General features: G+C 64.9%; 13 protein-coding genes. 2 read left to right on the plus strand and 11 right to left on the minus strand.

Going from position 1 to position 14,245, the window contains the following annotated elements; all coding sequences use genetic code 11:
- Window positions 1-380: 380 nt before the first annotated feature.
- Window positions 381-2,990, plus strand: a complete 2,610-nt coding sequence (locus tag U5805_RS13630) for an ESPR-type extended signal peptide-containing protein (protein WP_322104003.1) — start codon at window positions 381-383, stop codon at window positions 2,988-2,990.
- Between the two features lie 85 nt (window positions 2,991-3,075).
- Here U5805_RS13630 and U5805_RS13635 read toward each other — a convergent pair whose 3' ends face one another.
- From U5805_RS13635 to U5805_RS13680, 10 genes are all read right to left on the minus strand, one after another.
- Window positions 3,076-3,600 carry an ureidoglycolate lyase gene (locus U5805_RS13635; protein ID WP_322104004.1) on the minus strand — a complete coding sequence of 175 codons (525 nt, stop codon included), beginning with the start codon at window positions 3,598-3,600 and terminating at the stop codon, window positions 3,076-3,078.
- 19 nt (window positions 3,601-3,619) lie between these two features.
- Complete coding sequence (gene alc, locus U5805_RS13640) at window positions 3,620-4,630, minus strand: allantoicase (RefSeq protein WP_322104005.1); 1,011 nt, start codon at window positions 4,628-4,630, stop codon at window positions 3,620-3,622.
- Between the two features lie 79 nt (window positions 4,631-4,709).
- Window positions 4,710-5,231: a 2-oxo-4-hydroxy-4-carboxy-5-ureidoimidazoline decarboxylase gene (gene uraD, locus U5805_RS13645; protein ID WP_322104006.1), complete on the minus strand. Its 522-nt coding sequence runs from the start codon at window positions 5,229-5,231 to the stop codon at window positions 4,710-4,712.
- Window positions 5,228-6,184, minus strand: coding sequence for an allantoinase PuuE (gene puuE, locus U5805_RS13650; protein ID WP_322104007.1), 957 nt, complete (start codon window positions 6,182-6,184; stop codon window positions 5,228-5,230). Before puuE ends, uraD begins: the two co-directional genes overlap by 4 nt.
- Window positions 6,185-6,471: 287 nt before the next feature.
- Complete coding sequence (locus U5805_RS13655) at window positions 6,472-7,257, minus strand: aspartate/glutamate racemase family protein (protein ID WP_322104008.1); 786 nt, start codon at window positions 7,255-7,257, stop codon at window positions 6,472-6,474.
- Window positions 7,258-7,325: 68 nt separating this feature from the next.
- Entirely contained in the window at window positions 7,326-8,825 is a 1,500-nt protein-coding gene (locus U5805_RS13660) for an NCS1 family nucleobase:cation symporter-1 (RefSeq protein ID WP_322104009.1), read from the minus strand.
- A 284-nt stretch (window positions 8,826-9,109) separates the two neighbouring features.
- Window positions 9,110-9,832, minus strand: coding sequence for a GntR family transcriptional regulator (locus U5805_RS13665; protein WP_322104010.1), 723 nt, complete (start codon window positions 9,830-9,832; stop codon window positions 9,110-9,112).
- Between the two features lie 307 nt (window positions 9,833-10,139).
- Window positions 10,140-11,066, minus strand: coding sequence for a muramoyltetrapeptide carboxypeptidase (ldcA, locus tag U5805_RS13670; protein WP_322104011.1), 927 nt, complete (start codon window positions 11,064-11,066; stop codon window positions 10,140-10,142).
- Between the two features lie 12 nt (window positions 11,067-11,078).
- Window positions 11,079-11,756, minus strand: a complete 678-nt coding sequence (gene tadA / locus U5805_RS13675) for a tRNA adenosine(34) deaminase TadA (protein ID WP_322104148.1) — start codon at window positions 11,754-11,756, stop codon at window positions 11,079-11,081.
- Window positions 11,757-11,881: 125 nt separating this feature from the next.
- The gene (locus tag U5805_RS13680) at window positions 11,882-12,313 is read right to left on the minus strand and encodes a DnaJ family domain-containing protein (RefSeq protein ID WP_322104012.1); all 432 of its coding nucleotides are present in this window, start codon (window positions 12,311-12,313) and stop codon (window positions 11,882-11,884) included.
- Window positions 12,314-12,590: 277 nt separating this feature from the next.
- Between U5805_RS13680 and U5805_RS13685 the strand changes: the two genes are divergently transcribed.
- A complete protein-coding gene (locus U5805_RS13685) occupies window positions 12,591-12,764 on the plus strand; it encodes a hypothetical protein (protein WP_322104013.1) in 174 nt (57 codons plus the stop codon).
- A gap of 284 nt (window positions 12,765-13,048) precedes the next feature.
- Here U5805_RS13685 and U5805_RS13690 read toward each other — a convergent pair whose 3' ends face one another.
- Entirely contained in the window at window positions 13,049-14,245 is a 1,197-nt protein-coding gene (locus tag U5805_RS13690; protein ID WP_322104014.1) for an amino acid aminotransferase, read from the minus strand.

The raw sequence follows: 14,245 nt of genomic DNA on the forward strand, positions 1-14,245 counted from the left end.
AGTTGATTACGGTCGATTTTTTTCATTGGGTTTTCCATATCAAAAATGCCACCGCCCCGTTGCGGTAGCACGGCGCATGATAACAGCCGCACCTTTATTTTTTTCGTCTCATTAATTAATTTACAAAAATCAATGTCTAAAAATTGCCAATAGCGATTCGACTCGTATTTGTCCGTTTCGCTCTTATCCAGTAAATAAGAAAAATCATCAATGTCGGATAACTATAAAGATAGAAAGTGACGCGCTACGATTTAAATTCGGAAAAGTCGCATTTAATTGGTCGCCCGTTTTCTCTTACATTCTCATCGCGTTTTCATGTTGCATGCATCGAGAAACGCATTAGCACGCTTTTTTTGCAATCGCCTATGGGGATTAGTTAGATGAACAAAACATATCGCTCGGTCTGGAGCGAAACCGACCAAACATGGGTGGCAGCACCGGAAACCGCTCAGGCGAAGCGCAAGTCGGCGGCACGCCGGCTGGCGGTTATCGCAACGGGCGCCGTCGGCATGTCGGCAAGCCTGCTGGGAACGCCGGCCTCGGCTGCAACGGTGGGGACCGTCGGCCAGGGGGGCCTCGAGCTGTGTACCGGAGCGAAGGGATTTGCCTGGGGCTCCTCGGGCGGCAGCGAAACGCTGGATTGCTCGACGGACGGCAAGGGCACGAGTGACGGCCTCGCGTTCTCGCTCAACAATGCGGCCGACACGAAAGGCGGCTATGGCTTCGGCGCGTCGACCGCCCAGGTGGCCGGATACAAGAACGGCACCCTCAACATCAAAGGCGCGAGCGTGATGGTCTACGGTCCCACGACCTTCGACAGCGTCGTGACCATGAGCAACAAGAAAATCGTGCAGCTCGCGCCGGGAAAGGTGTCCGCCGACAGCACCGAAGCGGTCAACGGATCGCAGTTATATGCCGTTGCGGCGAGTACGGCCGATGTCGTGAAGTACGACGCGCCCGCGCACGATACCGTCACCCTGGGCACCGCTGCCGCGCGGGCGCCCGTGGCGCTGCGCAACGTGGCCGCCGGCGACGTGAGCGAGCTGAGCACGGACGCAGTCAACGGCGCCCAGCTCTACGCGATGAACAGTGCCGTAATCGGGGACATCACGAAGATCCACAACACCCTGATGACCGCCGGCTGGGGCGCGCAAGCCGACTCCCCCAACCCGGGCGCGTATCAGATGGGCGGCTTCCAGATGGACGCCGAGGGCAATGTGAGCAATCCCGCCGTGCTCTACGTGCCGAACACCACCGGCACGGCGAATCCGCATGTCGTGCTCGACCCGAGCACCGAATCCAGCGGCTACTTCGTGAACGGCGATCGCAACGCCGGCCTGTTGCCGAAGGGCACGGTCATCAGCAACGTCGCCGACGGCATTCAGGACACCGATGCGGCCAACGTCGGCCAGGTGCAACGGCTCATCGCCGAGCAAGGCAACGAGGGCGGGAAGCAGGGATTGCTCAAGGCGTCCTCCCTGCGCCCCGCGGCGCCCATTGCATCGGGCGTTGACACCGCGAACGCGAACGGCGCCCCCTACAGGACGGCCGCCTACTATTCGCAGGTGCGCGGCGCCGGCGACGCAATCGGGTCTTCCGGTCCCACCGATATGGCGCGCGCAAACAGCGCGGGCAGCATCGCCATCGGCTCGAACGCGCAAACCGACGGCCGCGGCAGCGCGGCGCTCGGCATCCAGTCGCTCGCCTCGGCCAACGACGCAGTGGCCCTCGGCTCGGGTTCCGTCGCCAATCTCGACAACACGGTTTCGGTGGGCAGCGACGGCACCTCGCAGCGCATCGTCGTGAATCCCGACGGCACGACCACGACGGTTCAAAGCCAGCTCAACACGCGCCGGATCGTGAACATGGCGGCCGGCCAGGACGACACCGACGCCGTGAACGTGAGCCAGTTGCGCAGCGCCGCGAGCGCACTCGGCGGCGGCGCGGGCGTGAATGCCGCAGGCGCGTTTGTCGCGCCGTCTTACTCGGTGGGTGGCAGCACGGTCCACACGGTGGGCGACGCCATTGCCAACCTCGACAACCGCGTGACGCAGAATTCCGCCGACATCGCGCAACTGTTCGCCGGCACGTCGGCGGACGCGAGCGCCTCGACGGCAACATCGGGTGCCCACGTGCTCGCCGCCACGCGCACCGTGCTGGCGGCCAGCGATGTGAGCGACGCCGCTGGCACGGCCACCGACGCCAACGCCGTTCACTACAGCTCGGACGCTCACGACCAGATCGCGCTCAGCAGCACGAGCGGCGAAAACGTCAAGCTCTCGGGCCTGCAAAACGCCCTGCTCTCGGCCGACAGCACCGACGCCGTGACCGGCCAACAGCTTTATACGACGAACCAGCAGGTCGCGACGATCAACCAGATGGTGCAGAACATCGCCACCACGGGCTCGACGGCGGTTGCGGTGAATTCCGCCAACGGTCCCGCTGCGGCCTCCGGCACCGGTTCGCTCGCCGTGGGCGGCGGCGCGGTGGCGACGGGAACGGGCGCAACCGCGATCGGCGACAAGGCGAACGCTTCGGCGAACAACTCGGTGGCCATCGGCGCGAATTCGATCGCCAACCGCGAGAACGCCGTGTCGGTCGGCGCGGAAGGCTCGGAGCGGCAGATCGTCAACGTCGCGGCGGGCACGTCCGGCACCGACGCCGTGAACGTGAACCAGTTGAGCAACGCCCTCGCGCAGCAGTCGAATGTGGTCAATCAACAGATCTCGTCGCTGCAAGGCTCGATCAACACCGTTTCGAAGAACGCCTATGCGGGCGTGGCGGCGGCGATGGCCATGCCTAACCTCACGCCTTCGGGTCCGGGGCGCACCGTGGTGGCGGCGGGCGGCGGCTATTACATGGGCGGCAGCGCGGCGGCGGTCGGTGTGACGTATCGCTCGCAGAACATGCACTGGCTCGTGAACGGCGGCGTTTCGGTCACCAGCACCGGAAACACGGCGGCGCGCGCCCAGGTGGGCTACGAGTTCTGACCTTCGTTCTGAACGACTCGCGCTAGAAGCGCAAAAGCCACGGTTCACACCGTGGCTTTTTTAATGACGCATCGCAAGTTGAACGTCAGCGCAACGCCGCATCCATTGCTTCCTGCGTTAGCCAAAGCGGCTCGGGCAAGTCCTGCTCATTGAGATTGAGGCCGTCGCCGCCGCGATCCACGACGACGAAATCGCTCACCTCGCCGAGCGCGATCAACGGATGATGCCAGACGCCCTTGGCGTAATTCACGCCCTGCCAGCCGCGCGAAACGAACGCGCGAACCCTCGCCACGTCGAGATCGCCGGCCGGCGCGACCACCACGAGATACGGCTTGTCGTTGAGCGGCACGAATGCCTGGCTGCCCAGCGGATGCCGCTCCAGCATCTTCACCTCGAACGGCAGCACGCGCGGCTGCCCGCGAAACAGATTCACGAGCGTGCGACCGCCCTCGTCCGTCACGTCGACTTCCGCGAGATCGTGAAAGCGCATCGTGGTACCGAGATTGATCGGAATCTGCCTTGCGCCCTGAAGCTCGATCACGTCGCCAAACGGCGCGAACGCCTCGCGCGTGAGCGGCTCGATAGTCAGCGTGGTTTTCACATCGCTCATGATGGTCTCGTCAGCGCTCTCACGCGAGCGTGCCCCAGAGGCGCACGCGCGACACGCCGCCATCGGGGAAAATGTTGAAACGCACGTGCGTAACCGGCCCAAGCGAGGCAAGCTCGCTTTCGTAGTAATGCTGGTTGTCCATTTGCAGCTTCTGCTCGCCGAGCAGCACGGGCCAGAACATGGCCTGCGTCACCAGCGAACTGTCCGTGCCGCCCGTCACGCGCGCGGCCTGGAACGAGCAACGGTCGGGATAATTGCCCTTGAAGTGCGCCGTATCCACTTCGATCTTCTTGATGATGCCCGGCTGCGCGAGCGCGATGATCGCCCAGTCGTTGCCCGGCTCGCGGCGGCGGCGCGTTTCCCAGCCGTCGCCCATGTTCACGCCGCGTCCCGGCATGAGCAGCGTGGAAGCCAATCCGAAATGCTGGTTGTTCGCGCCCACGAGGTAAGCGCCGTTTTCCATTGCCGCGAGGTCGAAGAGTTCGGTGCGGCTCGCGCCCTGCCAGTCGACCTGCGGCTGACCGTACACGCGCAGTCGCGCGATGCCGCCGTCGGGATAGATGTTCACGCGCAGATGCGTGTACGGCTTCTCGCTCGCCACATCGACGTAATGATGGCTGTTGCCGTTGAGCGAAGTCGACGCGACGATCTCGGTCCAATGCGTCGCGCCGTTCGGCGCGCCGTCGGCCACATACGCGCCTTCCACCGACGCCGCCGGCGGATAGTTGCCCGTGAAATGACTCGTGTCGATATCGAGGCCCTTGATCACGCCCGGACGCGCGAGCTTGACGATGCACCAGTCGTAGCCCGAAATGCGCTTGCGGCGCGTTTCCCAGCCGTCCATCCACTTGCCGTGATCGTCGTACTTGCCCGGAATGAAGACGGCCGGCTCCGGGTTGAGCATGCGCTCCTTCGGCGCGAAGAAGTCGTCGCTCGCCTCGAGCGCCTGCGCGCCCAGACGCGGGTCCGCGAGATTCACGTAGCGGCGCGTGAAGTCGGGGGCGTTGGGGTCGAGAGTCGGAATGGCCATCTTTGTTTCCTTGATTATTCGGTGGGTCAACGCGGCGCGCCTCGCGTACAGCCCGCGGCGCGCCGAACCTGCAAAGGCATTACGCGTCGATCAGCTCGTCGAGCCGAAAGCGCGCAATGCGATAAATCTGGTCGAGACTCGCGCGCACTTCCTGCGCGCGGTCGTTGTTCGCGCGCGATTCGAAGTTCGCAATGATGCCGTGGCGATCGTAACCGCGCACCGCGAGGATGAACGGGAAACCGAACTTCTCGCGGTACTGGCGATTGAGCGCATGCAGCTTGTCGAATTCCGCCTGCGTGCATTGATCGAGACCCGCGCCGCTCTGCTCGCGCGTGGATTCCGCCGTCAGCTCGCCGCGCACGGCGGCCTTGCCCGCAAGCTCCGGGTGCGCGTTGATGAGCGCGAGCTGCTTCGCCTCGCCCGCCGTTTCGACGATTTGCGACATCGCGCGATGCAAGGCTTCGATGCTGGCGAACGGACGCTGCCGCGCGGCCGCCTCCGCCACCCAGGGCGAATGCTCGAAGATGCCGGAAAGCGTCGCCACGAAGGCGTCGGCCGAAGCGTGATTCAACTGTTCGAGGGTGTAGTGCATGGCCTTCATGCGGTCGCCCCGCGGTCATTCTGCTGCGGTTGATAAGGATGATGCTCGCGCCAGTGACGCGCGATGTCGACACGCCGCGTCACCCATACGCGCTCGTGCTTTTCGATGTGATCGAGAAAGCGTTGCAGCGCACGAAAACGCCCCGGCCGCCCGAGCAGGCGGCAATGCATGCCGATCGACAGCATCTTCGGCGCTTCGTCGCCTTCTTCATAGAGCACGTCGAACGCGTCGCGCAAATACGTGAAGAAGTGATCGGCTGTGTTGAAGCCTTGCGGCGTGGCGAAGCGCATGTCGTTGGTGTCGAGCGTGTACGGCACGATCAGTTGCGGCGAACGCTTGCCGCCCGTGACTTCGACGTCCATCCAGAACGGCAGGTCGTCGCCGTAATAATCGGAGTCGTAGAGAAAGCCGCCGTATTCCGCCACTAGCCGATGCGTGTTCGGACTGTCGCGACCCGTGTACCAGCCGAGAGGCCGCTGCCCCGTCACGCGCTCGATCGCTTCCATGCCGAGCTTCATGTGCTCGGCCTCGCGCTCCGGCGTGGCGTCCTGATAATGAATCCAGCGATAACCGTGGCACGCGATCTCATGACCCAATTCGACGAACGCACGCGCGACGTCGGGATGCCGCTCGATCGCCATGCCCACGCCGAACACCGTGAGCGGCAGGCCGCGCTTCTCGAACTCGCGCAGAATGCGCCACACGCCCGCGCGCGAACCGTATTCGTAGATCGATTCCATGCTCATGTGACGCGCGGGATACGCGGCGGCGCCCACGATCTCGGAAAGAAACTGCTCCGAGGCCGGGTCGCCGTGCAGCACGCAGTTCTCGCCGCCCTCTTCGTAGTTGAGCACGAACTGCACCGCGACGCGCGCCCGGCCGGGCCAGTTGGCCTGCACCGGATACCGGCCATAACCGATCAGATCGCGTGGATAGTGGGGATCGAGTGGCATGCTGGTCGATTCAGTCGAATGGAAACGAATGGAAGGGAAAATTCGACGCAACGGCAATGCGCCGCGGCGCTTGCCCCGCCTGCCGCTCAGGGCTTTTCCGCAGATTCACGGCCACCCGCCGACAGGACCGGTCCAGTGTAGCGAAATCGTCCTGGCGCGCCCATACGCGCACCCAGATAGTGCGGGTCAAGCGAGGTGTATGTGGCGAGGCTGCCTCGCTTGTGTCTCGCTTGTGTCTCGCTCGCGCGTTGCGCGTTTACCCGCATGTCCAGCGCCGCCCCCGCGCCTTACCCGTAGCGCAACGGCCGCACCGGCGGCGGCTCGGTCGCGCTCGCGGCGCCGGCCGGGCTGAAACGCGCGAACTCGCCGTCGTAGCGTTTCGCGAGCGGGCGCGCGAAATCTCCGCGCTTGGCCGTGGTGAGGCGCAGCGCGACCAGCGCCTCCACCCATTTCACGGCCGCCGTCACGCCGTCGACGACAGGCACGCCCAGCGCGTCCTCCACCTGCGCGCACAGGCTCGTCATGCCCGCGCAACCAAGCACGATGGCGTCGGCGCCGTCCTGTTCGAGCGCGCGGCGGCATTCGTCGACGATCGCGCGGCGCGCTGCCGAGCCCGGCTCGTCGAGTTCGAGCACGGCCACGTCGATGGCGCGCACGTTGCGGCAAAAGCGCGTCATGCCGTAGCGCTCCGCGAGATGCCACGCCATCGCCCGCGTGCGCGAAAGCGTCGTGACGACCGAGAAGCCCGGCGCGAGCACGCTCGCCGCATGCATGGCGGCTTCGGCAATGCCCACCACGGGACCGCGCGCCAGCTCGCGGGCGGCATAAAGACCGGGATCGCCGAAACACGCGATCACGTAGCCGTCGAACCCGTCGCGCTCGCCCGCTTCCACTTCGGCAAGCAAGCCCGGCGTCGCGAGCGCCTCGTCGTAGTAGCCTTCGATGGAGGGCGGCCCCATCGTCGGGCTCACCGCCACCACTTCCGTGCCCGGCGCCACCACGGCGCGCGCGCATTGCTCCATCGCCGCCGTCATGCGCAGCGTGGTGTTCGGGTTGATCAGCTTGATTCGCATGATGATGTCTCCTTCATGTACCGCCGTATTGCGTATTGCATCTTGCACATTGCGTCATGCACCCGGCGTCAATCCCGGGCGCGCGCGCGTTCGCCGAACGTGAGCGCACGATAGAACAGCGCGCCGAGCGCCGCGCCGATGAACCACGAAAAGTTGGCCGCGTCGCCGAACGACGGCACCATCACGCAGATCACGGCAATCACCGCCGCGGGCAGCAGCGCCGCAACCGCGCGCCAGTTCACGCCGTTGCTGTACCAATAGGCGCCCGTTGGCGACATCGTATAGAGATCGTCGACGGCAAGACGGCCGCGCTTCACGAGATAAAAATCAACGATCAGGACGCCGTACAAAGGTCCGATGAAGGCGCCGAGCACATCGAGCGTGTAGTGAATCACCGCGGGATTGTTGAAGAGATTCCACGGCGTGATGAAAATCGACGCCACGGCGGCCAGCATGCCGCCCGCGCGCCAACTGATGAGACGCGGCGCGACGTTCGAGAAGTCGAACGCGGGCGAAACGAAGTTGGCGACGATGTTGATGCCGATGGTTGCAATGGTGAACGTGAGCGCACCGAGAATCACGGCCGTGGGCTGGTCGATGCGGCCCACGGTTTCGACGGGGTCCGTGATCAGTTGGCCGAACACGGGCAGCGTCGCCGAGGTCGTGATCACCGTGACCAGCGAGAACGCCAGGAAATTGATTGGCAGTCCCCAGAAGTTGCCTTTGTGCACGCTCTTGAGCGACTTGCCGTAGCGCGAGAAGTCGCCGAAATTGAGCATCGGGCCCGAGAAATACGACACCACGAGCGAGATCGCGGTGATCATCACGGGAATCACTTGCGCGCCGTGATACTTCACGCCGCCAAGATTCAAGCCGATGTTTTGCCAGCCCGCGCGATACACCATGTAACCGGCCAGCGCGAACATCACGACGTACACGGCCGGTCCCGCGAAGTCGATGAACTTCTTGATCGTGTTCATGCCGTTCCAGAACACGAACGCCTGGAGCACCCAGAGCGTCATGAAACCCGCCCAGCCGATCGTCGATAGCCCGAGCATGCCGTGCCGGTGTACGTCGGCGTAAGGCATCAGTTGCGGGACGAACTTGAGCACGACGATGACCAGCGCGCTCGACGCGAGATACGTTTGGATGCCGTACCACGCGACCGCGATCAGGCCGCGGATCACGGCGGGAATGTTCGCGCCGAGCACGCCGAACGTGCCGCGGCACGCGACCGGATACGGCACGCCGTGACGCTGGCTGGGCCGCGCGATGAGATTGCAGAGCACGTTGACGATGGAAATGCCGACGATCAGCGCGACGAGCACTTGCCAGCTCGTGAGGCCGAGCGCGAAGAGGCTCCCCGCGAACACATAGCCGCCGACGCTGTGTACGTCGGACATCCAGAACGCGAAGATGTTGTAGGCGCCCCAGGTTTGCTCGCGCAGCGGCGCGAGGTCTTCGTTGCAGAGGCGCTCGCTGTAGCCGCCGGGCAGACGCAGGTCTTCTTCGGCGGAATCGAAGTGGGGCACTGCGGGATTGCCGGGTGATGCGCTGAAATGAGCCATGATCCGCTCCTGAGAATGGATACGCCAACGAAAAAAGACGCTCGAAAACGCCTCGAAAACGTGTGCGTGGCGCCGCATGACGCGAGCGCCGCGATGTCCGCGGAGGTCTTGCGTGCCGGCAAAGCCTGGTCGCTGCTTGCGCGCGCCCTGTTCGCCATGCCGGTCATGCCGGGCGCAGGTAAAACGTACGCCCTTCTCCCTCGTTTTCAGCCGCGGCGCGCGTGGCCGTGCGAATGTTGCGCGCCGCTTCCTGCCGCAATCCCTTTGCTGTTATTTCGGAATACTTAGCGTGTGGGCGCGCTCATCTCGCGCACGCCGAACACGTCCTGCAAATCCACCGACGCGCCGCCGGGCCGGTCGAGCATGCGCAGCTCGACGCCTTGCAGATGCCGCGTCATCAAGTCGGCGGCCAGGGTTTCGTCGCCGGCTTCGAGTGCTTCGATGATCGCCGCATGATCGTCGAAAGAACACGGGCTGCGCCCCGGCGATTCGTACAACGCCGAAATCAGCGTCGAGCGCGCCACGAGACCATTGAGGCAATCGCACAGCACGGTATTGCCGGTGAGCGTGGCGAGCGCGGTATGGAACTCGCCCGAGAGCCGAATCCACGTCGGAAAATCGCGGCTCTCGAACGCCTTGCGCTCGCGCCGGATCGTCTCGCCGATACTTTTCAGGCGCCGGTTGCCATGCTGCGCGCTGCAAATGCGCCCCACTACCGCCAGTTCGATGATGCGGCGCATCTCGAACACCTCATGGACTTCCTGGAGCGACGGGCTGGCGACGAACGCGCCGCGATTCGGCTCCAGGTCGACGAGATGATCGGTGGCGAGCAACGCAAGCGCCTGGCGGATCGGCCCGCGCTTCACGCCGAAAACTTCGCACAACTGTGCTTCCGTGAGCTTCGCGCCGGGCGGCAAGCGGTGCTCGAGAATCGCGGCGCGGATGCGCGCGGCGATCGACTCGGGTTTCGTACCGGTTGCTTCGGCGTCCATATCGGGTTTTCGCATGGCGTGTTCTCTATGTTCGGTATGCTAGATTGGACATAAACATTGTCAACAATTTTATTGGCTAACCTGGGGAAACACCGACGTTGAGTCGGTTGAGCCACTGCGCGATTTCGGTGAAAATTGGCTTCAATTCGGGGAATTACGCACTATTGCGGGGAGCGCGATGAGATAAACGGGCCTATTTTTTGTCAACAATTTTCCCCCAACGCGGGTAAATGAGCATTGATCGACGGTGTAAAAATTGGCTGTTAGTTGCATATGTTCGAGGTTAAAAAAGCGCCTCGAAGGCGCTTTCCCGATACCGGAATCAGTCGAGGTGCGGATAGTCCGTCACCGCCAGCTCGAAGCCGTGTTGCGTGGCGTTCAAACGCGCCTGCGCGCCCACCGGCAGCGTCACCATGTCCGGGATATGGCCGAACGGCAGACCTGTGACGACCGGAATGCCGATCACGGACCGCACCTGCTCCACCATCTCGCGCAAGTCGTAGCCGTTGTCGTAGTCGAACGGCTTGCCGCCCGAAAAATCGCCCAGCACGAGCGCCTGCTGACGCGCGAGAATGCCCGCCAGATGCAGTTGATAAATCATTCGTTCGACGCGAAACGGCTGCTCGTTCACGTCTTCGAGAAACAAAATGCCGCCCTCCACCGGCGGCATGTACGGCGTGCCCACCAGCGAAGCGAACACGGCGAGGTTGCCGCCCCAGAGCGTGCCCGACACGTCCACGGCATGCACCTGCGGCGCATTCACCTTGAGCGTGAAAGCGGGCTTCGAAAGCGTGTCCCAGAAGTGATGCATCGTGAAACTGCTGAGATTTTCCGCGCCGAAGTCGCTGACCAGCATCGGGCCGCCGAACGTGGTGAGTCCGGCGCGCGCGAGCAGCGCAAGCTGGATCGCCGTGAAATCGCTGTGTCCGACAAACGCGATCGGCTGATCGGCCAGGCGGCGCTGCAAGCCTTCGTAGTCGAGTCCATGCAGAATGCGCACCGCGCCGTAACCGCCGCGCACGGCAAGCACGATATCGGGCAGTTCGCGCTCGGGATCGGCGAGCCGGTTGATCTCGGCGGCGCGCTGGCCGTCGGTGCCCGCGAAGCGCTGATAACGGCGCTCGGTCGCCTGCACGCCGTCGATACGGTGGCCCTGCGCGCGCAGCCGCGCCAGCGCGCGATGCACCGCGGCCGGATCATGCGGGTAGCCCGAGGGCGCGATCAGTTCGATGTGGCGATGAGTGGTCATGTCGGTGCGAAATTAGCCTGAACAGTCGTTTGCGGCTTCGTCGGACTGGTCGGCGCCGTGATTCGTTGCGGGCGCGCCGTTGCTTTCGGCATTCGCGCCGGCGGCATGCTCGCCGGCCGCGAGCCGCGCCCGACGCGCTTCGCGGCTTGCGCGCCGGCGCTCGGCGAAGAACGCGCGCAGCGCGGCGCTGCATTCGTCCGCCAGCACGCCGCCGGATACGCTCGTATGGTGGTTGAGCTGCGCGTTGGCGAAAGCGTCGACGACACTGCCGCATGCGCCCGTTTTCGGATCGTGCGCGCCGAACACGACACGTGCGATGCGCGCATGCATGATCGCGCCCGCGCACATGAGGCAGGGTTCGAGCGTCACATAGAGTTCGCAGCCGGGCAAGCGATAGTTGCCCAGCGCCGTCGCGCCCGCGCGCAAGGCGGCCATTTCCGCGTGCGCGGACGGGTCATGCGTGCCGATTGGATGATTGAAGCCCCGGGCGATCACCTCGTCGCCGCGCACCAGCACGGCGCCCACCGGCACCTCGCCGGCCGCCCGCGCTTCTTCGGCGGCGGCTTGCGCCAGGCGCATGAAATGGCGGTCGCGGTCGCTGACGGGTGCGGCGGAAGGCTCGAGCGCGGGTTCGGACTCGGGTTCGGGCGTGGGTTCGGATTCGGGCGCGGGTTCGGGCGCCGGCGCCAGTGCGTCGCCCGACGCCGGCGCGGTGCCGGCCGGCGCGGGTTCCCGTTGCGCGGGTTCCCGTTGCGCGGGTTCCGGGTGCGCGGATGGATCGTCGGCGGTTGGGCCGGCCTGGGCGGGCGCGCCCGTCACACGGCCCCCGCCGCCAGACCGGGTTGGCCCGAGGCCAGACCGGATTGGCCCGGATCGAGCGCGGCGCGCTCCGAGAGTCGCTCTGCAATGCGGCGGCGGTATTCGTGCGGCATCACCATGGGGCCACCGCGCAAGGATTCGAGCGCCATGTCGAGCGCAAGCAGGCGCGCACGCAGCCGGCATTTGGCGGCCTTGTCGCTCACTTTCGCGAGATCCTGCTCCAGATCGCGCAGCGCGCGCAGTTGTTCCACAGCGGGCGGCACGAACCCGGCGTTCTTCAGGATGCGGTTGGCTACGCGCACTTCTTCGGGCACGAGCAGGTCGTCGTCGAGTTCCTGGGGCGCTCCGGCACCCGGCAGGTCGTCGAAGTCGCCGCGCGCGGCAGCGGCGGCAATCCGTTGTTCGACGAGGGCATCAAGCAATTTCATCGGCAATCCACTACGTTGCGGCCACCGCATTCTATCAGGGTCACTCCTGAACGGCCGCCCGCTCCCGCCCGCACTTTCGTCATGGGTGTCATCCGCTTCCTGTAGCTTGACACCCGCCCGGATCAATGCGTCGTGAATCAAACGCGTTGCTTGCGCGCGTTTTCGCCGCCCGGCCGCTCACGTCACAACCCGCAAAAAACCTAGGAATCGTCCGATGGAGCGCCCCGCGCGGGCGGCGTAGGCTGCCACGTTCCCATCCACGTTTCCACGCGCAGCAATGAACCGATTTTCCCCTCGTTTTTCCCGTTTAGGCCACGCGCGGCGCCTTCGTCTGGCCGCCCTCGGCCTGCTGGTGGCCGCCAGCCTTTCCGGTTGCGGCGTGTTTTGCGGCGCCGCCGGAGGCAGCGGTAGCGGAATCGCCGGCGGATGCGGCGCCGGCATTCGCTTTTGAGCCGTCCGCTTCCGAGCCGCCCGCTTTTAGGCCGTCCGCTTCCGAGCCGTCCGCTTCCGAGCCGTCCGCTTTTGAGCCGTCCGCTTTTGAGCCGTCCGCTTTTGAGCCGCCCGCTTTCGAGCCGCCCGCCTATCAATCGCCCGCTTTGATTCCCCGCCATCGCGCGGAACGGCCGCGAACGCAAAAACGCCGCTGACGGGCACCGGAGCATACCGGGCCGCCAGCGGCGTCGACAAGCCTTTCGATTGCGCCCCGCGGGTGCGGGACGGCGGGAGACGGCGCGCTCAGTCCTTCATCACCTTGCCCACCGCGTCGACCACCACGCTCACGTTCTTTTCGTTGAGGCCGGCCACGCACATGCGGCCCGAGCGCAGGATGTACACGCCGAACTCTTCCTTCAAGCGCTCGACCTGCGCGGCGCTCAAACCCGTGTACGTGAACATGCCGCGCTGCTTCACATAGCGCGCGAGCGCCGCTTCGCTCGCGTGCGCGCGCAAGCCGTCGTGAATCGCCACCCGCATGCGGGCGATGCGCTCGCACATCGCCGTGAGTTCCCGTTCCCACGACTGCTTGAGTTCGGGCGTGCTCAACACGCGCGTGACGATCTTCGCGCCGTGCGTGGGCGGATTGCTGTAGTTGGCGCGCACCGAGCCCGTGAGCTGGCCGAGCACGCGGTCGGCGGCGGGCGCATCTTCGCAGATCACGTGCAGGCCGCCGCAACGCTCGCCGTACAGCGAAAAGTTCTTCGAGAACGAGTTGGCGACCAGCGCCGGCACGCCGCGCCTCGAAAGTTCGCGCACCGCGAACGCGTCGTCGTCGAGACCCGCGCCGAAGCCCTGATACGCCATGTCGACGAACGGCAGCAGATCGCGCCTTTGCAGCACGTCGATCAATTGCTCCCACTGCGCCCGGTCGAGATCGACGCCGGTCGGGTTATGGCAGCACGCGTGCAGCAGCACGACGCTTTTCGCGGGCAATGCGTCGATGGCCGCGAGCATCGCGTCGAACTTCAGGCCGCCGGTTTCCTCGTCGTAGTACGGGTAGGTGTTCACCGCGAAACCCGCGCGCTCGAAGATGAAGCGATGGTTTTCCCACGTCGGGTCGCTCACCCACACTTCGCTCGCCGGGAAATAGCGCTTGATGAAGTCGGCGCCCACCTTCAGCGCGCCGGACCCGCCGAGCGTCTGCACGGTGGCGATACGGCCGGCCGCGCGCGACGGGCATTGCGCACCGAACACGAGTTGCTGCACCGCGTCGCGATACTGCGCGAAACCCGCCATCGGCAGATAGGGCTTCGGACCGGGTTCCTCCAGGATCGCCGCTTCGGCCTGATGGACGGCCTTCATCACCGGCAGGCGCCCTTCGTCGTCGAAATAGATGCCAATGCTCAGATTCACCTTGTTCTGGCGCGGGTCTTTCTGGAAGTTCTCGTTGAGCGAGAGGATCGGGTCGCCGGGATAGGCATCGATATGTTCGAACAT

The organism is Paraburkholderia sp. J41 (genome assembly GCF_905220235.1).
In the GTDB taxonomy this organism is placed as follows: domain Bacteria; phylum Pseudomonadota; class Gammaproteobacteria; order Burkholderiales; family Burkholderiaceae; genus Paraburkholderia.

Coding starts and splice junctions, on each gene's coding strand:
- U5805_RS13630 (WP_322104003.1), top strand. CDS start 381: ATGAACAAAACATATCGCTCGGTCTGGAGCGAAACCGACCAAACATGG.
- U5805_RS13635 (WP_322104004.1), bottom strand. CDS start 3,600: ATGAGCGATGTGAAAACCACGCTGACTATCGAGCCGCTCACGCGCGAG.
- alc (WP_322104005.1), bottom strand. CDS start 4,630: ATGGCCATTCCGACTCTCGACCCCAACGCCCCCGACTTCACGCGCCGC.
- uraD (WP_322104006.1), bottom strand. CDS start 5,231: ATGAAGGCCATGCACTACACCCTCGAACAGTTGAATCACGCTTCGGCC.
- puuE (WP_322104007.1), bottom strand. CDS start 6,184: ATGCCACTCGATCCCCACTATCCACGCGATCTGATCGGTTATGGCCGG.
- U5805_RS13655 (WP_322104008.1), bottom strand. CDS start 7,257: ATGCGAATCAAGCTGATCAACCCGAACACCACGCTGCGCATGACGGCG.
- U5805_RS13660 (WP_322104009.1), bottom strand. CDS start 8,825: ATGGCTCATTTCAGCGCATCACCCGGCAATCCCGCAGTGCCCCACTTC.
- U5805_RS13665 (WP_322104010.1), bottom strand. CDS start 9,832: ATGCGAAAACCCGATATGGACGCCGAAGCAACCGGTACGAAACCCGAG.
- ldcA (WP_322104011.1), bottom strand. CDS start 11,066: ATGACCACTCATCGCCACATCGAACTGATCGCGCCCTCGGGCTACCCG.
- U5805_RS13680 (WP_322104012.1), bottom strand. CDS start 12,313: ATGAAATTGCTTGATGCCCTCGTCGAACAACGGATTGCCGCCGCTGCC.
- U5805_RS13685 (WP_322104013.1), top strand. CDS start 12,591: ATGAACCGATTTTCCCCTCGTTTTTCCCGTTTAGGCCACGCGCGGCGC.
- U5805_RS13690 (WP_322104014.1), bottom strand. CDS start 14,245: ATGTTCGAACATATCGATGCCTATCCCGGCGACCCGATCCTCTCGCTC.